The following is a 21,378-nucleotide window of genomic DNA, read 5'->3' on the forward strand; positions in this document are numbered from 1 at the left end:
TGTGCTGGTTCATTAAGCTAGTGTCAGCTGTCAATTCTCCCACATTGGAATCCCATGACCAAATACAGCCTGCGTGCGCGCATGATGATCCTGATTCTGGCCCCGACCTTGCTGATTGGTTTGCTGCTCAGCACCTTCTTCGTGGTGCACCGCTATAACGAGCTGCAGGAGCAATTGGTCGACGCCGGCGCCAGCATCATCGAGCCGCTGGCGGTGGCCAGCGAGTACGGCATGACGTTCCGCAGCCGCGAATCGGTCAGGCAGTTGGTCAGCCTGTTGCACCGCCGCCATTCGGACATCGTGCGTTCGATCACCGTGTTCGATGCGCAGAACAATTTGTTCGTCACCTCCAATTATCATCACAACTTCGCTCAGCTGCAGCTGCCGAAAGGCGTGCCGTTGCCCACCGAGCTGATGCTCACCCGACGCGGCGATTCGCTGATCCTGCGCACGCCGATCCTGTCGGAAAACCAATATCCGGATGAAACCGCCGACGGCGGCAGCCACCCCGACAACAACCTGGGCTATGTGGCGATCGAGCTGGATCTGCAGTCGGTGCGGCTGCAGCAATATAAAGAGGTGTTCGTCTCCACCCTGCTGCTGTTGCTGTGCATGTGCATCGCCATCCTGTTCGCTTACCGGCTGATGCGTGACGTGACCGGCCCGATCCGCAACATGGTGAACACCGTCGACCGCATCCGCCGCGGCCAGCTCGACAGCCGCGTGGAGGGCTACATGCTCGGCGAGCTGCACATGCTGAAGAACGGCATCAACTCGATGGCGATGTCCCTTACCGCCTATCACGAAGAGATGCAGCAGAACATCGATCAGGCCACCTCCGACCTGCGTGAAACGCTGGAGCAAATGGAGATCCAGAACGTCGAGCTGGATTTGGCGAAAAAACGCGCGCAGGAGGCAGCGCGCATCAAGTCCGAATTCCTGGCCAACATGTCGCACGAGCTGCGTACTCCGCTCAACGGCGTGATCGGCTTCACCCGTCAGATGCTGAAAACCGATCTGAGCGTGACCCAGACCGATTATTTGCAGACCATCGAACGCTCGGCCAACAACCTGCTGACCATCATCAACGACGTGCTGGACTTCTCCAAGCTGGAGGCCGGCAAGCTGGTGCTGGAGCATATTCCTTTTGCCCTGCGTGAAACGCTGGACGAAGTGGTGGTGCTGCTGGCGCCCAGCGCCCACGACAAAGGGCTGGAGCTGACGCTGGATGTGCACAACGACGTGCCGGAGCAGGTAATCGGCGACTCGCTGCGCCTGCAGCAGATCATTACCAACCTGCTGGGCAACGCCATCAAGTTCACCGAAACCGGCAATATCGACATTCGCGTCGAGCTGCGCAAACAGCTGGATCGCCGGGTTGAAGTGGAAGTGCAGATCCACGACACCGGCATCGGCATCTCCGAACGCCAGCAGTCACAGCTGTTCCAGGCATTCCGTCAGGCGGATGCCAGCATCTCCCGCCGCCACGGCGGCACCGGGCTGGGGCTGGTGATCACGCAAAAACTGGTGAAGGAGATGGGGGGCGATATCTGCTTCCACAGCCAGTTGAACCGCGGCTCGACCTTCTGGTTCCACATCACGCTGGATCTGAACGAGGGCATGCTGTCGCTGGCGCCGAGCCTGCCGGATCTGAGCGGCAAAACGCTCGCCTATATCGAGTCCAACCCGACGGCGGCGCAGGCGACGCTCAACATGCTCAGCATCACACAGCTGGTGATCACCCACTCGCCGACGCTGGGCCAGTTGCCGCCAGGCCACTATGACTTCCTGCTGGCCGGCGTGCCCATCCCGTTCCGCGACAACATGGCGCAGCACGAAGACAAATTGCTGGCGTCGCTGAAGCTGGCCGATCGGGTGATTCTGGCGCTGCCGTGCCAGGCGCAGATCGACGCCGAGCTGCTTAAACAACAAGGCGCGCTCGGCTGCCTGATCAAGCCGATCACCAGCACACGACTGTTCCCGCTGCTCCGAATGGAAGCGCCGGCACGTCTCACCGCGCAGCCTGAGCGTAAACGCCTGCCGCTGACCGTGATGGCGGTGGACGACAACCCGGCCAACCTGAAGCTGATCGGCACGCTGCTGGGGGAACAGGTAGAAAAAACCCTGCTGTGCGAAAGCGGTGAGGAAGCGCTGGCGCTGGCGCGCGACAACGTGCTGGATCTGATCCTGATGGACATTCAGATGCCGAAGATGGACGGCATTCACGCCAGCGAGCTGATCCGCCAGCTGCCGCATCACAACTCCACGCCGATCGTCGCCGTTACCGCCCATGCCGCCAGCGGCGAGCGCGAGCACCTGCTGCAGGCCGGGATGGACGACTATCTGGCCAAACCGATCGACGAGAAAATGCTGACCCGCGTGCTGTCGCGTTACCACAGCGGCGGCGTGGAAAACGCCGTCGCCGACGACGCGCCGCTGTCGCTCGACTGGCCACTGGCGCTGCGTCAGGCGGCCAACAAACCGGACCTGGCGCGCGATCTGCTGCAAATGCTGCTCGATTTCCTGCCGCAGGTGCGCGAACGGGTACAGGCGCTATTGGAGGGGCAACACGACGACGAGATCCTCGATCTGATCCATAAGCTGCACGGCAGTTGCAGCTACAGCGGCGTACCGCGCCTCAAGCAGCTGTGTTTCTACCTCGAGCGGCAGCTGCGCCAGGGCATCACCAACGACGAACTGGAGCCGGAGTGGCTGGAGCTGTTGGATGAGATTGAACTGGTGATCCACGCGGCGCGCGCGCATCTGGCGCAACCCGCCTGAATCCTCTGGCCATAACGCAAAAAGGCACGCCATAGCGTGCCTTTGTTTTTTTTAACGCCCGACGCTTATCACTGTGCCAGCAGGTAAAGCTGGCTCTCCCCGCGCTGAATATTCAACGCCAGCACCGACGGCTTGCTGTCGAGGATTTTACGCAGCTCACCCAGGTTCTGGATCGGCTGCTGGTTCACGCCCAGGATCACGTCGCCCTTTTTCAGGCCGATGCGCGCCGCGGCGCTGCCGGCTTTCACGCTGTCAACCTTGACACCCTTCACGTTGCCGACCTGGGTGTTGCTCAGCTCGGCGCCTTCAATACCGGTGTAGATATTGCCCGAGGCCACCTGGGTCTGCGCGCTTTGCTCCAGCGTGACGTCAATCGTTACCGGCTTGCCGTCGCGAATAATGCCCAGCGACATCTTGCTGCCGACCGGCAATGTACCGATCTCCGCCCGGAACGAGGCGAAGCTGGAGATGGCCTTGCCGTTCATGGTGACGATCACGTCGCCGGCCTTGATGCCCGCCTTCGCCGCGGAAGACTTCGGCATCACCTGGCTGACGAAGGCCCCGCGCTGCGCATCGACCTTCATCGCCTTGGCCAGCTCGGAGTTCAGTTCGGTACCCATGATGCCCAGCTCGCCGCGTTTCACCTGGCCATATTCGACCATTTGCGCCGTCAGGTTTTTCACCATGTTGCTCGGAATGGCGAAGCCGATACCGATGTTGCCGCCGTCCGGCGCCAGGATCGCGGTGTTGATGCCGATCAGCTCGCCGTTCAGGTTAACCAACGCACCGCCGGAGTTACCGCGGTTAATCGCCGCATCGGTCTGGATAAAGTTTTCGTAGTTTTCGATGTTCAGGCCGCTGCGCCCCAGGGCGGATACGATACCCGACGTGGCGGTTTCACCCAGCCCGTACGGGTTACCGATCGCCACGGTGTAATCGCCGACGCGCAGCTGATCGGAATCCGCCATCTTGATCGCCGTCAGATTCTTGAAGTCTTTCAGCTGGATCAGGGCGATATCGGAACGCGGATCCTTGCCGATCACCTTGGCGTCGAAACGGCGGCCGTCGCTCAGCTGCACCTGGATCTTGTTGGCGTTGTCCACCACGTGGTTATTGGTCACCACATAGCCCTTGGCGGCATCGATAACCACCCCGGCGCCCAGCGCCTGGAATTTCTGCTGCGTGCCCTGCGGCTGGCCATCCGGCCCAGGCTGTTCGCCGCCCTGACACATCGGTGAGCCCTGGAACGGCGAACCGTCCTGGCAGAACGGCGAATCTTCGCCGAAGAACTGTTGGAATTGCTGCGGCATGCGCGGCGTATTAACCGTGGTGCTGCCCTCAACGTTAATGCTCACCACGGAAGGCATTACCTTTTCCAGCATCGGTGCCAGGCTCGGCAGCTGTTGGGTGCTGGAAGAGGCGGTTTCAGCGGCGCTGGCCGTCGTCGGACCCATCGCCATACCGATACTGAATGCCAGTACGCTCAGAACTAATGCGGTTTTTTTCATCTGTGTGTCTCTTATAAAGTCGTTCAAAAAGAATGGCTGTCTTGCGTGCTTATTCAGAGTTAATTAATAGCCCGAAGTTCCGGCACAGATGATTGGCAATAGTAAACAAATATTGTCCGTCTTTACAAAACTCGAGACAGCCAACCGGTTGGAATTGCTGATAATTATTCTTCAGCTCAATTATTCCGCCGCCATCAATCGACGATATTCATCATAGGCGTAAAGGTCGGTCATTCCGCTGATATAGTCCTGCAATAAACGCGCGCGGAAATAATATTCCCGAATGGCTTGCTGCTCCGGCGATAAATGCTGCAGCCCTTCTACCGCCTCCGCATACGCCAGCCTATGCTTGGTGGACAGCTTGTGGAACAGGCGTGTTTCAATCGGATAAGCGCGATGGCTGTCCTCGCGCACCAGCTGGTTGAAGTCCGCCAGCGACATCGCCAACAGCGGGCTGTAAATGTCCAGCAGGCCGCTGATCACCCGATAGCCTTGCAGCTCGAGCTGCTCGACCTCAGGGTGGTTGAACACGTGCTTGAACGCCACATTTTTAAATATCTTCAGCAGCCGATAGGCCGGGCTGGAATCCTCCAGCAGCGCCTGATTGAAACTGCCTTGATAGACCGCGTCCAGATTGTCGATAAAGCGCTGCGCCGCATGCGGCACCAGCCGCGCCACGGTAAACACCCGCAGATACATGAAGAACTGATCTTCCGCGCTGCGCCGCGCGCCGCCGCGATCGATCTTGCGAAACGCGCTGGCGACGGTCTTGTCGAACAGATCGCCCGGCACCACCTCGCCCCACTCCTGAATCAGGTGCTGATACAGCTGCTCGACGGTGAAAATGCTCTTCTCCACCGCGTCTTCCAGATCGGCCACGCAGTACGAGATATCGTCGGCGGCTTCCATAATATAGGTCAGCGGGAAACGATCGAACTCGCCCATGTGCAGCTCGCGCCGCAACCGATCGACGAAGGCCTCTTCCGCCAGATAGTAGCCGGGCTTTTTCATCAGGTAACTGTGGCTGGCAGGGATGTCGCTCGCCCAGTAGGCCGGGCGGGTGTATTTCAAAATGCAGCCGACCTGCGCGTAGGTCAGGTTGAGCTTGAGCAGGCTGTACACCATGCGGATCGCCTGGGCGTTGCCCTCGAAGTGGCTGAGATCCTGACGGATCCGGCTGCGCAGCCGGTTCAGATCGCTCTCCCCTTCATGCAGGCGCAGCGTCGCCACCTGGCAGCGATCGTGGCTGCCCGGCTCGCTGCCGCAGCTGGCGGGATCGAGCCGCTGGGCGAACCAGTCGTTGATCGCCGACTCGCCGAAGTGTCCGAACGGCGGATTGCCGATGTCGTGCATCAGACAGGCCATTTCCACGATGCTTTCAAACGGATCGAGCAGCCGGGTCAGGCCGAGCTCATCAATTCTCCCCGCCTGTTTGAAGCGATTGAGGATCTCTTTGGCGATGTGGCGTCCAACCTGCTGCACCTCCATCGAGTGCGTCAGGCGACTGCGCACCGCCGCGTTGCGCTCCAGCGGAAACACCTGGGTTTTTTGCTGCAGACGGCGAATGGCGGCCGAGTTGACGATGCGCCCGCGATCGCTCTCGAACTGCCGCACGATGTCGTACTCTTCCTCGGCCTCGATCGGTTTGCTGAAAGGCCGTTGAAAGCTGATTTTTTGCTTGAAGTCGATCCCGGACATCTGTTTCTCCGCCGTTGCGCCCTGCCCCCGTGATAACAATTCCCGGCGGCGGATGCAACGCATTATCTCTGATACACAGCCATGATAGACTATGCCGCAATTCTCACGGCCAATCAGCGAGTGTTATTTATGAAAGTAGGCATCATCGGCGCAATGGAGCAGGAAGTTACCCTGCTGCGCGATCAAATCGAAAACCGTCAAACTATCCAGCGCGCGGGCTGCGAAATCTACACCGGCCAGATCGGCGGCGTTGACGTGGCCCTGCTGAAATCCGGCATCGGCAAAGTCTCTGCGGCCATGGGCACCACCCTGCTGCTGGAACACTGCAGCCCGGATCTGGTGATCAACACCGGTTCCGCCGGCGGCCTGGCCAGCACCCTGCGCGTGGGCGATATCGTGGTGTCGGAAGAAGTGCGCTACCACGACGCCGACGTCACCGCCTTCGGCTACGAGCCGGGCCAGATGGCCGGCTGCCCGGCGGCGTTCGTCGCCGACGACGCGCTGATCGCGCTGGCGGAAAGCTGCATCAAACAGCTGGAGCTGCACGCGGTGCGCGGCCTGATCTGCAGCGGTGACGCCTTCATCAACGGCGCCGAGCCGCTGGCGCGCATCCGCGCCACTTTCCCGCGCGTCGCCGCCGTGGAAATGGAAGCCGCGGCGATCGCCCACGTCTGTCATCTGTTCGGCACGCCGTTCGTGGTGGTGCGCGCCATTTCCGACGTCGCCGACAGCGAGTCGCACATGAGCTTTGACGAGTTCCTGGTGGTAGCGGCCAAGCAGTCTACGCTGATGGTCAATGCCATGCTGCAAACCCTGGCCAAGCGCGGTTGATGTGAGGCTGCGCTTCACCTCGATGCTCTGTCTGTTGGCGCTCTGGCTGGCCCTGCCGGTCGGCGCCGCCCAGCGGGTGATCAGCCTGGCGCCCAACGCCACCGAACTCGCCTATGCCGCCGGCATGGGCGATGTGCTGGTGGCGGCGAGCGCCTATTCCGATTATCCGCCGCAGGCCGCCAAGCTGGAGCAGGTGGCCTCCTGGCAGGGCATCAACCTGGAGCGGGTGCTGGCGCTCAAGCCGGATCTGATCCTCGCCTGGCGCGGCGGCAATCCGCAGCGCGTGCTGGATCAGCTCGCCGCGTTCGGCATCCCGATTTTCTATGCGGACGCCGATACCCTCGAAGGGATCGCCGGTTTGCTGGACAAGCTGGCGCAATACAGCCCGCACCCGGAGCAGGCGCATCAGGCGGCGGAAGGCCTTCGCCGCCAGTTCGCCGCTCTCAAACAACAATACGCCGCTAACTCGCCACGGCGCGTGTTGCTGCAGTTCGGCACCCAGCCGCTGTTCACCAGCGCCGGCGCCACATTACAGAGCCAGGTGCTGGCGCTGTGCGGCGGGCAGAACGTCTTCGCCGACAGCCGCACCCCTTGGCCGCAGATCAGCCGCGAGCAGGTGTTGGCGCGCCAGCCGCAGGCCATCGTCATCACCGGGGGCGCGAAAGAAGCCGCCAATGTGAAAGCCTTCTGGGCCCCGCAGCTGCAGGTGCCGGTGATCGCGCTGAACGAAGACTGGTTCAACCGCGGCGGGCCGCGCATCCTGTTGGCGGCGCAGCAGCTGTGCCGCCAACTGGCGGAGATCCGCTGATGCTGGTGTTCTGGCTGGATATTCTCGGCACCGCGGTGTTCGCCGTCTCCGGTGTATTGCTGGCCGGCAAGCTGCGCATGGATCCGTTCGGCGTGCTGGTATTGGGCGTGGTTACCGCGGTCGGCGGCGGCACCATCCGCGATATGGCACTGGCCAACGGTCCGGTATTCTGGGTCAAGGATCCCACCGATCTGGTGGTGGCGATGATCACCTGCATATTGACGCTGCTGCTGGTGCGCCAGCCGCGCCGGCTGCCGAAGTGGGTGCTGCCGGTGCTGGACGCCGTCGGGCTGGCGGTGTTCGTCGGCATCGGCGTCAACAAGGCCTTCGCGGCCGGCACCGGCCCGCTGGTGGCAATCTGCATGGGAGTGATCACCGGCGTCGGCGGCGGCATTATCCGCGACGTGCTGGCGCGCGAGATCCCGATGATCCTGCGCACCGAAATTTACGCTACCGCCTGCATCATCGGCGGCATCGTGCACGCCACGGCGTTTTACACCTTCCACATGCCGCTGCAACAGGCCATGATGCTGGGCATGATCATCACCCTGACCATTCGGCTGGCGGCCATCCGCTGGCACCTCAAACTGCCCGCCTTTATTCTCGAACGCTGAGCCGTCGCCCTGCGGGGCGACGCTTGGCAACGCCGCACCAGGTGATTTATTAGACTATTAACGGGGTTAATGGTATTATTTTCGACCAAAAAATAGCGTAGTGACGATGTAAAATTCTGTTATCCGCAGGTTAATCCCTTCCCCGCGCTGTTAAGACTTTTAACTTTTTGCCGATAAGTCATCACAAGATGGCTTACGGATGACTATTCCCGCAATGATGAAAAAAATTCTGCTTGCCTGCTGTGGCACCCTGCTGAGTGGCGCCGCGTATGCCGATGCCGTCAGCGGCCAGATCGGCGTTACCCTGACCATTGAACCGCAATGCGCCGTGCGCCTCGAGGCCACCGCCCCACAGGCCGAATGTAGCCACGCGACGGCGCAGCCGAACATCATCCGCACCCCACCGACGCAGGAGAACGGTGCGGAAGTGATCCTCGTGGAATGGTAGGCATAAAAAAAAACCCGCCGGCCGTAAGGCGAGCGGGTTGATGTTCTGACAGGCAAACTCAGATGCTGAACGACGAACCGCAACCGCAGGTGGTTTTGGCATTCGGGTTGGTCACCACGAAGCGCGACCCTTCCAGCCCTTCGGTGTAGTCCACCGAACCGCCAACCAGATACTGCAGGCTCATCGGATCGACCACCAGCGCCACGCCCTGCTTCTCGATGGTCATGTCGCCATCGTTGACCTTGTCGTCAAAAGTGAAGCCGTACTGGAATCCGCTGCAGCCGCCGCCGGTAATGTAAACCCGCAACTTCAGGTTCGGGTTTTCTTCGTCAGCAATCAGGAACTTAACCTTGTTTGCTGCTGCCTCGGTAAATTGCAGGGGCAGTGCCGTTTGATCACTCATACTCTTTACTCCCAACATTGTTCAGCATCAGATCGCTACTATGGCTGCCTGATTAATATTAACGATTATCCGATACCTGAGTGTTGCGTTCAAGTATTCACCGCATTTGTTGTATTTTCCTTACCTGTTTTCTCCGCCGCTTCCCGTGCCAGCTGCGCCTCCTGCCTTTGCAGCGTGCGAGCCAGGATCGACGAATACAGCGGCTTGCCACCGAGCAGCTGCGCCACTACCGTGGCGCCGAGGCAGGTGATAATCATCGGTAAAATGAGTTGGTAGTTGTCGGTCATTTCCAGCACCAGCACGATGCCGGTCAACGGAGCGCGCACCGTGGCGGCGAACAGCGCCCCCATACCGGCGATGGCGAAGGTGCCCGCTTCGATGCCGTATTGCGGGAACAGATGCGCCCCAGCCAGCCCGAAGGCGGTGCCGAACAGCGTGCCCAGCGCCAGCATCGGCGCAAAGATGCCGCCCGGCGCGCCGGAACCGAAGCACAGCAGCGTGGTGAAGATGCGGGTAATGAAGATAAACATCAACATGCCGACGCTGTAATTGCCCGCCGCGGCGATCGGGATCAGCCCAAAGCCGCCACCCGCCGCCTCCGGCTGGATCAGCCCCAGAATGCCGCACACGCCGCCGAGCAGCCCACCCATCAACAAGATATTGCACATTCTGCCGCCGTGCAGGCGCGCGAACATGTCTTGGGTGCGGAAGATCAGCGCGTTGAACCCCACGCCCACCGCGCCGAATATCGCCCCCAGCACCAGATAGAGCCACAGGGTGTTGATGGGCGCCGAAGAAAGTTTGTCGACCGCGATCACCGAGCCCTGGCCGTTAAACAGCTGGAACACCACGCTCGACATGATAACGCCGATAAACACCGCTTTAATCGAGATCAGGTTGTAGCGGAACTGCGGCCGCATCTCTTCGATGATGAACAAGATGCCGGCCAGCGGCGCGTTGAACGCGGCGGACAACCCGGCGGCGGCCCCGGTCGCCAGCAACGTATGACGCGCCTCGGCGCCGCGAATGCGCAGCACGTCCAATACCATACGCCCGACGTTGCCGCCCATTTGCACCGTGGGCCCTTCGCGCCCCAGCACCATGCCCGCTCCCAGCGTGCCCATGCCGCCGATGAATTTCACCGGGATCACGCGCCACCAGCGCACCGGCCGCAGCTCCTCCAGCGCGCCTTCGATCTCCGGAATGCCCGAGCCGCCCGCCTCAGGCGCAAAGCGCCGCACCAGGTAATAGCCCAGCGCCGCCAGCGCGGCGGACAGGATAAATGCCAGCGGCCACACCAGGAGCCAAGAGTCGGCGACCTGCGCCAACGAAGCCAGCCGCTGCTGCTGCACCCACTCCACCGCCTTATCGAAAGCCACGCCGAGCAAACCGGCCAGCGTCCCCACCAGCGCGGCCATCACCAGGATCGCCACCGGGGTTTTATCACGGCGAATAAACTGACGCACCGCATCGCTGCGGCTAAGACGCGGGCTCAGCGTCCCGACTGGCTGTGAATGTGTTTCCGTCATCGCGAGTAATTCGTCAGGTAATTTGTAATACAAATAGGCAAGGCGGTTATTCTACCCCAACCCGGTGGCGGGCGCTGCCGTTAATGGTATCTGACTGTGATCGTTTCATAACGCGGCGCTCTCCTCTAGAATAGCGCGGTCAAATCATTCAAAAGAGAATCCAGGAGCCGATTTATGAGCCTACACAGCAAGTCCGAAAGTCTGTACGCCCAGGCGCAACAGTTGATCCCCGGTGGGGTGAACTCTCCGGTGCGTGCATTCACCGGCGTAGGCGGTGTGCCGCTGTTTATCGAGCGGGCAGACGGGGCTTACCTGTTCGATGCCGACGGCAAGGCCTATATCGACTATGTCGGTTCCTGGGGGCCGATGGTGCTGGGGCATAACCACCCGGCGATCCGCGACGCGGTGATCGAAGCGGCGCAGCGCGGCCTGAGCTTCGGCGCGCCAACCGAGATGGAAGTCAAAATGGCGCAGTTGGTCACCGAGCTGGTGCCTACCATGGATATGGTGCGCATGGTGAACTCGGGCACCGAAGCTACCATGAGCGCCATCCGCCTGGCGCGCGGCTACACCAACCGCGATAAAATCATCAAGTTCGAAGGCTGCTACCACGGCCACGCCGACTGCCTGCTGGTGAAAGCCGGTTCCGGCGCGCTGACCCTCGGCCAGCCGAACTCACCGGGCGTGCCGGCCGACTTCGCCAAGCACACCCTGACCTGCACCTACAACGACCTGGATTCGGTGCGTGCCGCCTTCGAGCAGTACCCGTCCGAGATCGCCTGTATCATCGTCGAGCCGGTTGCCGGCAACATGAACTGCGTACCGCCGCTGCCGGAATTCCTGCCGGGCCTGCGCGCCCTGTGCGACAAGTACGGCGCGCTCTTGATCATCGACGAAGTGATGACCGGCTTCCGCGTGGCGCTGGCCGGCGCGCAGTCCTATTACGGCGTTGAGCCGGATCTGACCTGCCTCGGCAAAATCATCGGTGGGGGGATGCCGGTGGGCGCCTTCGGCGGCCGTCGCGATGTGATGGAGGCGCTGGCGCCGACCGGTCCGGTCTACCAGGCGGGCACCCTGTCCGGCAACCCGATCGCCATGGCGGCGGGCTACGCTTGCCTGACCGAAGTGTCGCAGGTGGGCGTGCACCAGACGCTGACCGAACTGACCGAGATGCTGGCCGCAGGCCTGCTGCATGCGGCGCAGGAAGAGAATATCCCGTTGGTGGTCAACAACGTCGGCGGCATGTTCGGCCTGTTCTTCACCGACGCGCCGACAGTCACCTGCTACCAGAACGTGATGCAGTGCGACGTGGAACGCTTCAAGCGCTTCTTCCACCTGATGTTGGAAGAAGGGGTGTATCTGGCACCGTCCGCCTTCGAAGCGGGCTTCATGTCCGTGGCGCACAGCAAGGAAGACATCCAGCGCACCATCGACGCCGCGCGTCGCTGCTTCGCCAAGCTGTAATCCCGGCCGAATGGCCAAAAAAATGGGCGCCTCGGCGCCCGTTTTGTTTTTCGCTGCGGCTTAAAGCAGCGTGCCGTAAATGGTCAACAGCGCCACCACCACCACGATGATCATCGTCACCTTGCGCGCCAGCGTCACCGCCGCGCGCGGCGTTTGCACCGGATCCATATGCGGATCGCGCGCCAGCGAGAACTGCGCCAGCCGCGTCAACACCTGATACGACGACGAATGCCGATCCCCCAGCGAGGCGAACCAGGCCGGCAGCGCCCGCTCGCCGTGGCCGAACAGCGCATAGGCCACCCCGGCCAAACGCACCGGGATCCAGTCCAGCCAGTTCAGCAGATGATCGATGCCCGACTGCGAACGCTCCAGCGGCGTATTGTGGCGCGCCAGCCAGGTTTGATAGGCGCGCAGGAAGGCATATCCCGCCAGCGCGATCGGCCCGTACGGCCCAAAGACCACGAACCAGAACAGCGGCGCCAGGTAATAGCGGAAGTTGATCCACAGCAGCGCGTTTTGCAGCTCACGCAGGCGCAGCTCTTCGCTGCAGTCCACCGGCAAGCCGTGGATCAACGCCAGCTCTTCCGCCATCTGATCGCTGGCGTGGGTATCGCCCTGCCGCGCCGCTTTCAGGTAGGCGCGGTAGTGTTTGCGCTTGATGCCGGCGCCGACGCACAGCAGGTCGATGACGATCCACAGCAGCAGCGTCACCACGCCGAAGAACAACCCGTGCGACAACCACAGAACACCCCAGACGATCACCATCCAGGCGGCGGTCATCACCAGCGTCTGCGCCAGCGAAACCCGATGCAGCCGTTGAAATACCACTTCGAGGCGATGATCCAGCTGCCAGTGTTCTCCCAGCTTGAACAGGCGTTCCCAGGCCAAAACCAGCAACAGCGTAAACAGCGTCATTAGCGATTCCTCTCCCTTTTTCTTGTCTCAAGCATAGCGTCGGCGGGCGCGCCGCGTTGTTCCAGAGATGCCAGATAGCGATCCCAATCGAACGCCGGCCCGGGATCGGTCTTGCGGCCGGGGGCGATATCGCAATGCCCGGCGATATTGGCCACCAGCGGCGGATAACGTTCGGCCAGCAGCGCGGTGACCGCCTGCAGCGTGCGATATTGCGCCTCGGTATAGGGTAATTGGTCAGTGCCTTCCAGCTCGATGCCGATGGAGAAATCGTTGCACCGCTCACGTCCCTGATACAGGGAAACGCCTGCGTGCCAGGCACGCTGGTCGAAAGGCACATACTGCACCATCTCCCCGTCGCGGCGGATCAGGCAATGCGCCGACACCCGCAGCTGATGGATTTCAGCGAAATAAGGGTGCTGCGCAGGGTCGAGCGTGCCGGTGAACAGCTGGTCAATATAGGGGCCACCGAACTCGCCGGGCGGCAGGCTGATGTTGTGGATGACCAGCAGCGAGGGCGGCTCGTCATCCGGACGCCGATCGCAGTGCGGCGAGACCACTCGCGTCACCCCGACAATCCAGCCATTTTCCAACTGCATCAGACACCTCTCTGCGGTGGTACTTATTCCTGCAACAGAGTAGCATGTTCCCCTACGATCTAACCGTCCATTTCGGAGTTTTCCATGCCGACACGCCGCTACAGTGCCGACAGTCGCCGCACCGAGCTTCTTGAACGAATTGAAAGTGATATTCCCTATGCCGTCGCCCAGGCGCTGCGCGAAGACCTGGGGGGTGAAGTCGACGCCGGGCGCGATATTACCGCGCAATTGTTACCGGCGGACAAGCAGGCCGAGGCCACCGTCATCACCCGCGAAACCGGCGTGTTCTGCGGCCAACGCTGGCTGAATGAAGTCTTTATTCAGTTGGGCAACCAGGTGCAGGTGGAGTGGCTGGTGGCAGATGGCGACCGTCTGGCGCCGAACCAACCCCTTTGCCGGCTGCACGGCCCCGCGCGGGTGATGCTGACCGGCGAGCGCACCGCGCTGAACTTCGTGCAGACGCTCTCCGGCGTGGCGACCGAGGTCAGCCGCTACGTGGCCCTGCTGGAAGGCACACGGACTCGCCTGCTCGATACCCGCAAGACCTTGCCCGGCCTGCGCACCGCGCTGAAATACGCCGTGCTGTGCGGGGGCGGCAGCAACCACCGGTTGGGGCTGTCCGACGCCTTCCTGATCAAGGAAAACCACATCATCGCCTCCGGCTCGATCAAAAACGCAGTGGAAAAAGCCTTCTGGCTGCACGCCGACGTGCCGGTGGAAGTGGAAGTCGAATCGCTCGATGAGCTGCAGCAGGCGCTGGATGCCGGTGCCGATATCATCATGCTGGACAATTTCAGCGTCGAGATGATGCGTCAGGCGGTCGCCCAAACCCAGGGCCGCGCCCAGCTGGAAGTGTCCGGCAACGTCACCAGTGAGACGCTGCGCACCTTCGCCGAGACCGGCGTGGATTACATTTCGGTCGGCGCGCTGACCAAGCACATCACCGCACTCGATCTGTCGATGCGCTTCAAATGATCCCCTCGCTCCCGGCCGCTGCCGGGGGCGTTACCATAAAATTGCGAACCCCCTCTCACCATTTTTTTCACCGCTGCAAACGACATCATTACTGATGGAAGCGCGCCGAGAAACGCGCAAAAGCCCCTCGCCGTGCCCCCGAGCAAGCCGCTACCGTTGCCTTCCACACCCCAATGGAGGAAACAACACATGGAAACGCAACGCGGCTTTACCCTGATAGAACTGATGGTGGTGATCGCCATCATCGCCATCCTCAGCGCCATCGGCATTCCCGCCTACCAGCGCTACATCCAGAAAGCGGCGATGACCGACATGCTGCAAACCATGGCGCCGTATAAGCTGGCGGTCGAGCTGTGCGTGCTGGACGAGGGCGCCCCCGCCGGCTGTGAGGCCGGCAGCAAAGGCATCCCCACCGGCGGCTCGTCGCGTTACGTCAGCGGGGTGAAGGTCGTTAAAGGGGTGATCACGCTGACCGGCACCCAAACGCTGCAGGGGCTGGCGGTAGCATTAACCCCCAAATCCAACGCCGATGGGCTGACCCGCTGGAGCCGGCTGTGCAGCAGCGAAAACGCGACGCTGGTTGAGGTATGTCAGGAAGTCTTCCGCTTCGACAACGCGGCGGAGTAACGGCGATGAACGCGCAAATCAGCGAAGAGGTTCACGCCCTGTGCCGGCGCTATCAGGCGCTGGCGCTGAGCGAAGACCCGACCACTCTGACGGTCGCGCTCAGCGAAGAAGCGCCGCAGGGGCTGCTGGCGGCGCTGCGTTTCGCCACCGGCAAGCACATCCATTTGGAACAATGGCCGGCGGCCAGGCTGGAACTGGCGCTGAATCAGCACCACGAGCCGCTCTCGGCAGCCTTGACGGCCGAAGAGGACACGACCGACATCGCCTACCCCGACGACGGCGATGCGCCGGTGGTACAGTTCATCAACCAGACGCTGCGCCTGGCCATTCAGCGCCGCGCCTCGGACATCCACTTCGAGCCCTTTCGGCAGCATTTTCGCATTCGTCTGCGCATCGACGGCGTACTGCAAACCCTCGCCTCGCCGCCGCCGCAGCTGACCGCGCGCCTCATCGCCCGGCTGAAGATCCTCGGCCAGTTGGATATCGCCGAGCGCCGTCAGCCTCAGGACGGACAGCTCAGCCTGACGCTGGACAGCGCGCGCTATGCCATGCGTATCGCCACCCTGCCGACGCTGCACGGCGAAAAGGTGGTGCTGCGCGTTCAGCAGGGTGAGCAGCAGGAGCTGCCGCTGGATCAACTGGGCATGAGCCGGGCGGATCTGGCGCGCTACGCGACGGCGCTGGCCTGCCCGCAAGGGTTGATCCTGGTGACCGGCCCGACCGGCAGCGGCAAGACGGTCACGCTGTACAGCGGTCTGCGCCAGTTGAACGATGCGCAAAGCAACCTGTGCAGCGTCGAGGATCCGGTCGAGATCCCGCTGTTCGGCGTCAATCAAACCCAGATCAACGCCAAAACCGAGCTGAGTTTCGCCCGGGTGCTGCGCGCCCTGCTGCGCCAGGATCCGGACGTCATCATGATCGGCGAGATCCGCGATGCGGAAACCGCCGAGATCGCGGTCAAGGCCGCACAAACCGGCCACCTGGTGCTGTCGACGCTGCATACCAACTCCACCGGCGAAACCCTGACGCGGCTGATGCACATGGGGATCCCCGGTTACCTGCTCGCCGGCTGCCTGAAGCTGGTCGTCGCGCAGCGGTTGGTGCGCAGGTTGTGCCGCCACTGCCGATACCCACATAGCCAGCCGACGCATTTTCCCACAGCGGTCTGGCCAGAACCGCTGACCGCCTGGCGCGCTGACGGCTGCGAGCATTGCTTCGGCGGCTACTATGGGCGCATCGGCGTGTATGAGCTGTTGGCCATTACGCCGGAAATACAGGCGGCGCTGCTGGCGAACGCTGCTCCTAGCCTGCTGGCGAATGTCGCCCGTGAGCAGGGGCAGCTTTCGCTGCTGCAGGCCGGGCTGACTCTGGCCGCCGAAGGCACGACCTCGCTGGAAGAACTGTATCGCGTGATCGACGTCGTCCAGCTCGGCGTAACCACGCCATGAAAGCGCGGCGCCTGTTTCTGTGGCAGGCTTTCGACGCTCAGGGCGCCTTACGCCGCGGCGAACTGATGAGCGAAGAAAAACGGCAGGTGAGCCGATTACTGATTGAGCAAGGCATGCAACCGTGGCGGATCGGGCACGGCAAACGCGTCACGCCCGGCCAGTGGCGTGGGGAACCGTTAATCCACTTCACGCGCCAACTCGCTACTCTGTTGCAGGCCGGGCTGCCGCTGGTCAATACGCTGCAGCTGCTGGCGACAGAGCACCCTTCGGCAGCCTGGCGTTGCCTGTTGCGTCAGTTGGCAGAACAGGTGCGCGAAGGGCAGCCACTTTCCGAAACCCTTGCCGCGCAACCAGGCGTTTTTCCGCCTATCTATCGCCAACTGATCGCCATCGGCGAACTGACCGGCAACCTCGATCGCTGTTGCCTGCAGCTGGCACAACAGCAGGAAGCCCAGCTGCTGCTGCGCCGCAAAGTGACCAAAGCGCTGCGGTATCCCCTCTTCATCTGTGCGGTGGCGCTGCTGGTCAGCGTGCTGATGCTGGTGATGGTGCTGCCGGAATTCGCCAAGGTTTATCAGTCGTTCGATGCGCCGCTGCCCTGGTTTACCCAAGGGTTATTGGGGGTGTCCGCGCTGCTGATCGCCGTTGGCCCCTATTTGGCGCTGCTGCTCGGCGCATTGCTGCTCGGCTATTGCCGCTGGCTGCATCCACGCCCGCCATGGCGCCGACGTGAACAGGCCGCCTTGCTACGCCTGCCGCTGATCGCCCGGCTGGTGAGCGGCGGCGCGCTGAGCCAAACGTTTCGTATTCTGACCATGACCCAACGCGCGGGGCTGACGCTGGTGGAAGGGTTAAACGCGGCGATGCTGGCGGCGGATCATCTGCTATACCGACAAGCGCTGGAACAGGTGCAGCGGCAGATCGCCGAAGGCGAGGCGTTTCATCATGCTCTGGGCCTGCAACCGCTGTTTCCGCCGCTGTGCCGGCAACTGGTGCGGGTGGGCGAAGAATCCGGTTCGCTGGACGCCTTGCTTGAAAAATTGGCGCAGTGGTATGAACGGCAGACGCACGAGTTGGCCGATACGCTGGCGCAAACGCTGGAGCCGCTGCTGATGCTGGTGGTGGGCGGGATTGTCGGGGCTTTGGTGATCGCCATGTACCTGCCTATTTTTCAACTGGGCAGCGTGCTGGGATAACAAGAGGTTAGCGGGCGCCGCTGTGCGCAGCGCCCGAATGCGAGGTGCGGCTTATTTGCTGCCGAAGACGCGGTTTTCCTGCTCCGCCACGCGGATAAAGGTGGTGCGCTTGGTCAGCTCTTTCAGGCGCTCTGCACCGACGTAGGTACAGGCGGAACGCAGGCCGCCGAGGATATCGCGCACGGTGAACTCCACCTCGCCGCGCAGCGGCAGCTTGACGGTTTTGCCTTCGGCCGCGCGATATTCCGCCACGCCGCCGACGTGGCGCTTCATCGCCGACTCGGAGCTCATGCCGTAGAACAGCATGAACTTCTCGCCGTTCTCTTCCACCACGGTGCCTTCGCACTCGTCGTGGCCGGCCAGCATGCCGCCCAGCATCACGAAGTCCGCACCGCCGCCGAAGGCTTTGGCGACGTCGCCCGGTACCGAGCAGCCGCCGTCGCTGACGATTTGGCCACCCAGCCCATGGGCCGCATCGGCGCATTCGATTACCGCCGACAGCTGCGGGTAGCCCACGCCGGTTTTCACGCGGGTGGTACAAACTGAGCCCGGGCCGATGCCGACCTTAACGATGTCGGCGCCGGAAAGGATCAGCTCTTCCACCATCTCGCCGGTCACTACGTTACCGGCGCAGATCACGTGATTCGGGCAGGCTTCGCGCGCTTTCTGCAGGAAGGCGACGAAGTGTTCAGAGTAGCCGTTGGCCACGTCGATACAGATGAATTTCAGCGCCGGAGACAGGGCCAGGATCTGCTGCATTTTGGCGAAGTCGGCTTCGGAAGTACCGGTGGACACCATCACATGGCGCAGCACCGATTCCGGCATGCGCTGCACGAAGTCAGCCCATTGCTCGACGCTGTAATGCTTGTGTACGGCGGTGAGAACGTCGAAAGAAGCCAGGGCCTCGGCCATGCGGAAGGTGCCCACCGTGTCCATGTTGGCGGCGATAATCGGCACGCCGGACCAGCTGCAACCTGAATGTTTGAAGGTAAACTGACGTTCCAGTTCAACCTCGGAACGGCTTTTCAGCGTGGAGCGCTTAGGGCGGATCAACACGTCTTTAAAGCCCAACTTCAAATCTTCTTCAATACGCATGACTTATGATTTCCTGGTTAATGGCGACGGATCGCAAGGAGGATATTCGAACCTCTGCCCGACGGCTTTCCAGTGGCGCAAAAAGACGGCGGCGAGATTAATGCCAGTTCCAGTGACGTTATAATACGCGCTAATAATCGCCGAACAAGACTGCGAATTCGCCTTTATTTACGCTACAATCCGACAAATTTACCTGCATAATTGCAGTGTGATTGCCCGCTCATTTTTGCCGTGCCGCTGCGCTTTTTCTCGCCACTCGATCGGTGCCGATGCGCAAGCGCCGCCTGCCGACTTGCACTTCTGCGCGATCGCTTTATGATTCGACTATTATTTTTTTATGAACATCGGATGCACCTAACACCATGGCCTACATTGTTGCGTTGACCGGGGGCATAGGCAGCGGCAAGACGACCGTCGCGAACGCCTTTGCGCGCCACGGCGCAACCCTCGTCGATGCCGACGTGATCGCCCGTCAGGTCGTCGAGCCGGGCACCCCTGCTTTGGCCGCGATCGCCGAGCGATTTGGTAATGAAATGTTGCTGCCGGACGGCGCGTTGAACCGCGCTACGCTGCGTCAGCGCATCTTCAGTCATCCCGATGACAAAACCTGGCTGAACCAGCTGCTGCATCCGCTGATACACCGTGAAACCCAGCGCCAACTGGCGCAGGCCACCGGCCCATACGCGCTGTGGGTCGTGCCGCTGCTGGTGGAAAACGGTCTGCAGGATCGCGCCGATCGGGTGCTGGTGATCGACGTCGACGCCGAAACCCAGCTGGCTCGCACCATCGCGCGCGACGGCGTCAGCCGTGAGCAAGCGCAGAGCATTCTCGCCGCCCAGGCCACGCGCCGGCAGCGCCTCGCCGTGGCGGATGACATTATTGACAACAGCGGCGCCGCTCAGGGGATAGAGCCACAGGTCGCCGCACTGCATCGTCGCTACCTTGAACTGGCGGCAACAGCGCCCCAACAGGATTAAACTGCATGAGTGATGTTTCCCCAACCGTTCTCTTTGAACATCCGCTGAACGAAAAAATGCGCACCTGGCTGCGCATCGAATTCCTGCTGCAACAGCTGCACGGCCAACGCGCCCTGAGTGAAACCGCCATCGCCCTCACCTTCTTTCGCACCGTCTCCGACCTGCTGGACGTGCTGGAGCGCGGCGAAGTGCGCACCGAACTGCTCAAAGAGCTGGAGCGCCAGCAGCAGAAACTGTTGGCCTGGGCCGATGTGCCGGGCGTGGATATGGCACTGATTGACCAGCTGCGCGGCCAGTTGAAGTCGCGCTCATCGGCGCTGATGGCGGCGCCGCGCCTCGGCCAGGCGCTGCGCGAAGACCGGCTGATCGGCCTGGTGCGCCAGCGGCTGAACATTCCCGGCGGCTGCTGCAGCTTCGATCTGCCGACCCTGCACATGTGGATGCACGCGCCACAGCAGGATCGCGATGCCGACGTCGCCGCCTGGCTACAGTCGCTGGATCCGCTGAACCAGGCGCTGATCATGGTGCTGGATCTGATCCGCCAATCCGGGCCGTTCCGCAATCAAATCAGCCTGAACGGCTTTTTCCAGGACAACGCCGAAGGGGCGGATCTGCTGCGCCTGCGCCTCCATCTGGCGCCGCAGCTTTATCCGCAGATTTCCGGCCACAAGACGCGCTATGCCATTCGTTTCCTGCCGCTGGACAGTGAAAATGGCGTGGTGCCTGAACGCCTGACGTTCGAACTGGCCTGTTGTTGAACTTGTGCAAGAAAGCCTTCTCAGCACTGACAGAAGGCGTAAGGAACCGTTATGACGACCGTAGTAAAATGCCCAACCTGTGGCACCGGCGTGGTTTGGGGTGAAGTCAGCCCGTTCCGGCCGTTTTGCAGCAAACGCTGCCAGTTGATCGATCTCGGCGAATGGGCCGATGAAGAGAAGCGCATTCCGAGCAACAGCGATCTGTCGGAAAGCGAAGACTGGAGTGAAATGGACGATCGTTGATCGTCCACGATTGGCCTGGCGGGCGCCAGGCCAATCTAGTTATTGCGCGGCGTTAGCCTGCGCTACCAGCAGTTGAATAATGCCGACGTTGGCTTCCGGGAACTCGTCTTCACGCAGATCGGCCTGTTTTACCCAGCGCATCGGTTGCCCCTCACGGCCGAACGGCTCACCCGTCCAGGCTTCCACCAGATAAAAATTCAGCGTTACGATGCGATCGCTGAAGCGGTGTTCCACCACCTCCAGCAGTTCGGCACGTTCGGCTTCGATACCGGTCTCTTCACGCAGCTCGCGGCTCAGCGCCTGTTCCGCCGTTTCACCCTGTTCGATCTTGCCGCCGGGAAACTCCCAGAATCCGGCCATGTGCGCGTCGGCGGCGCGGCGGGTAATAAAGATCTCCCGTTGAGCATTGCGGATGATGCCCACGGCGATATTCAGATGTTTCATCTCACCCTCCTGATGGGTGC

Annotated in this window: 21 protein-coding genes; 13 read left to right on the plus strand and 8 right to left on the minus strand. The window is 61.7% G+C overall.

Going from position 1 to position 21,378, the window contains the following annotated elements:
* The first annotated feature begins 54 nt into the window (after positions 1 to 54).
* Complete coding sequence (gene barA, locus FHU12_RS17950; RefSeq protein ID WP_141970933.1) at positions 55 to 2,781, plus strand: two-component sensor histidine kinase BarA; 2,727 nt, start codon at positions 55 to 57, stop codon at positions 2,779 to 2,781.
* A gap of 68 nt (positions 2,782 to 2,849) precedes the next feature.
* Here the strand turns inward: barA and degP are convergent, their stop codons facing one another.
* Both degP and dgt read right to left on the minus strand, forming a co-directional pair.
* Positions 2,850 to 4,289 (minus strand): serine endoprotease DegP, encoded by a 1,440-nt coding sequence (gene degP / locus FHU12_RS17955; protein ID WP_141970935.1) that lies wholly within the window; start codon positions 4,287 to 4,289, stop codon positions 2,850 to 2,852.
* Positions 4,290 to 4,469: 180 nt separating this feature from the next.
* Positions 4,470 to 5,987: a dGTPase gene (gene dgt, locus FHU12_RS17960; protein ID WP_141970937.1), complete on the minus strand. Its 1,518-nt coding sequence runs from the start codon at positions 5,985 to 5,987 to the stop codon at positions 4,470 to 4,472.
* A 129-nt stretch (positions 5,988 to 6,116) separates the two neighbouring features.
* Between dgt and mtnN the strand changes: the two genes are divergently transcribed.
* The 4 genes from mtnN (at position 6,117) to FHU12_RS17980 (ending at position 8,688) form a co-directional block, all read left to right on the plus strand.
* Positions 6,117 to 6,818, plus strand: a complete 702-nt coding sequence (gene mtnN, locus FHU12_RS17965; protein ID WP_025301592.1) for a 5'-methylthioadenosine/S-adenosylhomocysteine nucleosidase — start codon at positions 6,117 to 6,119, stop codon at positions 6,816 to 6,818.
* A gap of 22 nt (positions 6,819 to 6,840) precedes the next feature.
* Positions 6,841 to 7,626, plus strand: coding sequence for a vitamin B12 ABC transporter substrate-binding protein BtuF (btuF, locus tag FHU12_RS17970; protein ID WP_141973024.1), 786 nt, complete (start codon positions 6,841 to 6,843; stop codon positions 7,624 to 7,626).
* The gene (locus tag FHU12_RS17975) at positions 7,626 to 8,240 is read left to right on the plus strand and encodes a TRIC cation channel family protein (protein WP_141970939.1); all 615 of its coding nucleotides are present in this window, start codon (positions 7,626 to 7,628) and stop codon (positions 8,238 to 8,240) included. The genes btuF and FHU12_RS17975 overlap by 1 nt, the downstream gene beginning before the upstream one ends.
* Positions 8,241 to 8,439: 199 nt before the next feature.
* A complete protein-coding gene (locus FHU12_RS17980) occupies positions 8,440 to 8,688 on the plus strand; it encodes a hypothetical protein (RefSeq protein ID WP_141970941.1) in 249 nt (82 codons plus the stop codon).
* A 58-nt stretch (positions 8,689 to 8,746) separates the two neighbouring features.
* Here the strand turns inward: FHU12_RS17980 and erpA are convergent, their stop codons facing one another.
* Positions 8,747 to 9,091 carry an iron-sulfur cluster insertion protein ErpA gene (erpA, locus tag FHU12_RS17985; RefSeq protein WP_004932708.1) on the minus strand — a complete coding sequence of 115 codons (345 nt, stop codon included), beginning with the start codon at positions 9,089 to 9,091 and terminating at the stop codon, positions 8,747 to 8,749.
* A gap of 89 nt (positions 9,092 to 9,180) precedes the next feature.
* Positions 9,181 to 10,620, minus strand: coding sequence for a H(+)/Cl(-) exchange transporter ClcA (gene clcA, locus FHU12_RS17990; RefSeq protein ID WP_141970943.1), 1,440 nt, complete (start codon positions 10,618 to 10,620; stop codon positions 9,181 to 9,183).
* A gap of 174 nt (positions 10,621 to 10,794) precedes the next feature.
* Here clcA and hemL point away from each other — a divergent pair, with 174 nt between their 5' ends.
* Entirely contained in the window at positions 10,795 to 12,084 is a 1,290-nt protein-coding gene (hemL, locus tag FHU12_RS17995; protein WP_141970946.1) for a glutamate-1-semialdehyde 2,1-aminomutase, read from the plus strand.
* A gap of 60 nt (positions 12,085 to 12,144) precedes the next feature.
* Here hemL and ampE read toward each other — a convergent pair whose 3' ends face one another.
* Both ampE and ampD read right to left on the minus strand, forming a co-directional pair.
* Entirely contained in the window at positions 12,145 to 12,999 is an 855-nt protein-coding gene (gene ampE, locus FHU12_RS18000) for a beta-lactamase regulator AmpE (RefSeq protein ID WP_141957993.1), read from the minus strand.
* Complete coding sequence (ampD, locus tag FHU12_RS18005) at positions 12,999 to 13,595, minus strand: 1,6-anhydro-N-acetylmuramyl-L-alanine amidase AmpD (protein WP_141970948.1); 597 nt, start codon at positions 13,593 to 13,595, stop codon at positions 12,999 to 13,001. The genes ampE and ampD overlap by 1 nt, the downstream gene beginning before the upstream one ends.
* An 84-nt stretch (positions 13,596 to 13,679) precedes the next feature.
* Here ampD and nadC point away from each other — a divergent pair, with 84 nt between their 5' ends.
* From nadC to hofC, 4 genes are all read left to right on the plus strand, one after another.
* Positions 13,680 to 14,570, plus strand: a complete 891-nt coding sequence (gene nadC, locus FHU12_RS18010) for a carboxylating nicotinate-nucleotide diphosphorylase (protein WP_141970951.1) — start codon at positions 13,680 to 13,682, stop codon at positions 14,568 to 14,570.
* Positions 14,571 to 14,759: 189 nt separating this feature from the next.
* Positions 14,760 to 15,197 (plus strand): prepilin peptidase-dependent pilin, encoded by a 438-nt coding sequence (gene ppdD, locus FHU12_RS18015; RefSeq protein ID WP_141970953.1) that lies wholly within the window; start codon positions 14,760 to 14,762, stop codon positions 15,195 to 15,197.
* Positions 15,198 to 15,202: 5 nt separating this feature from the next.
* On the plus strand, positions 15,203 to 16,645 hold the full coding sequence (gspE, locus tag FHU12_RS18020; protein ID WP_141970955.1) for a type II secretion system protein GspE: 1,443 nt from the start codon (positions 15,203 to 15,205) through the stop codon (positions 16,643 to 16,645).
* Positions 16,642 to 17,841, plus strand: a complete 1,200-nt coding sequence (gene hofC, locus FHU12_RS18025) for a protein transport protein HofC (protein WP_141970956.1) — start codon at positions 16,642 to 16,644, stop codon at positions 17,839 to 17,841. Before gspE ends, hofC begins: the two co-directional genes overlap by 4 nt.
* A gap of 51 nt (positions 17,842 to 17,892) precedes the next feature.
* Here hofC and FHU12_RS18030 read toward each other — a convergent pair whose 3' ends face one another.
* Positions 17,893 to 18,936: a GMP reductase gene (locus tag FHU12_RS18030; RefSeq protein WP_015376656.1), complete on the minus strand. Its 1,044-nt coding sequence runs from the start codon at positions 18,934 to 18,936 to the stop codon at positions 17,893 to 17,895.
* A gap of 362 nt (positions 18,937 to 19,298) precedes the next feature.
* Here FHU12_RS18030 and coaE point away from each other — a divergent pair, with 362 nt between their 5' ends.
* Genes coaE through yacG form a run of 3 tightly spaced genes read left to right on the plus strand, consistent with a single transcriptional unit; the run spans position 19,299 to position 20,914 of the window.
* On the plus strand, positions 19,299 to 19,913 hold the full coding sequence (gene coaE, locus FHU12_RS18035) for a dephospho-CoA kinase (protein ID WP_141970958.1): 615 nt from the start codon (positions 19,299 to 19,301) through the stop codon (positions 19,911 to 19,913).
* A gap of 5 nt (positions 19,914 to 19,918) precedes the next feature.
* Positions 19,919 to 20,671: a cell division protein ZapD gene (zapD, locus tag FHU12_RS18040; protein WP_025301579.1), complete on the plus strand. Its 753-nt coding sequence runs from the start codon at positions 19,919 to 19,921 to the stop codon at positions 20,669 to 20,671.
* Between the two features lie 51 nt (positions 20,672 to 20,722).
* Positions 20,723 to 20,914 carry a DNA gyrase inhibitor YacG gene (yacG, locus tag FHU12_RS18045; RefSeq protein WP_004932737.1) on the plus strand — a complete coding sequence of 64 codons (192 nt, stop codon included), beginning with the start codon at positions 20,723 to 20,725 and terminating at the stop codon, positions 20,912 to 20,914.
* Between the two features lie 39 nt (positions 20,915 to 20,953).
* On the opposite strand, the gene mutT is transcribed toward yacG, so the two are convergent.
* The gene (gene mutT, locus FHU12_RS18050) at positions 20,954 to 21,358 is read right to left on the minus strand and encodes an 8-oxo-dGTP diphosphatase MutT (protein WP_141970960.1); all 405 of its coding nucleotides are present in this window, start codon (positions 21,356 to 21,358) and stop codon (positions 20,954 to 20,956) included.
* Between the last annotated feature and the right edge of the window lie 20 nt (positions 21,359 to 21,378).

The organism is Serratia marcescens (genome assembly GCF_006715005.1).
Lineage (GTDB): Bacteria > Pseudomonadota > Gammaproteobacteria > Enterobacterales > Enterobacteriaceae > Serratia > Serratia montpellierensis.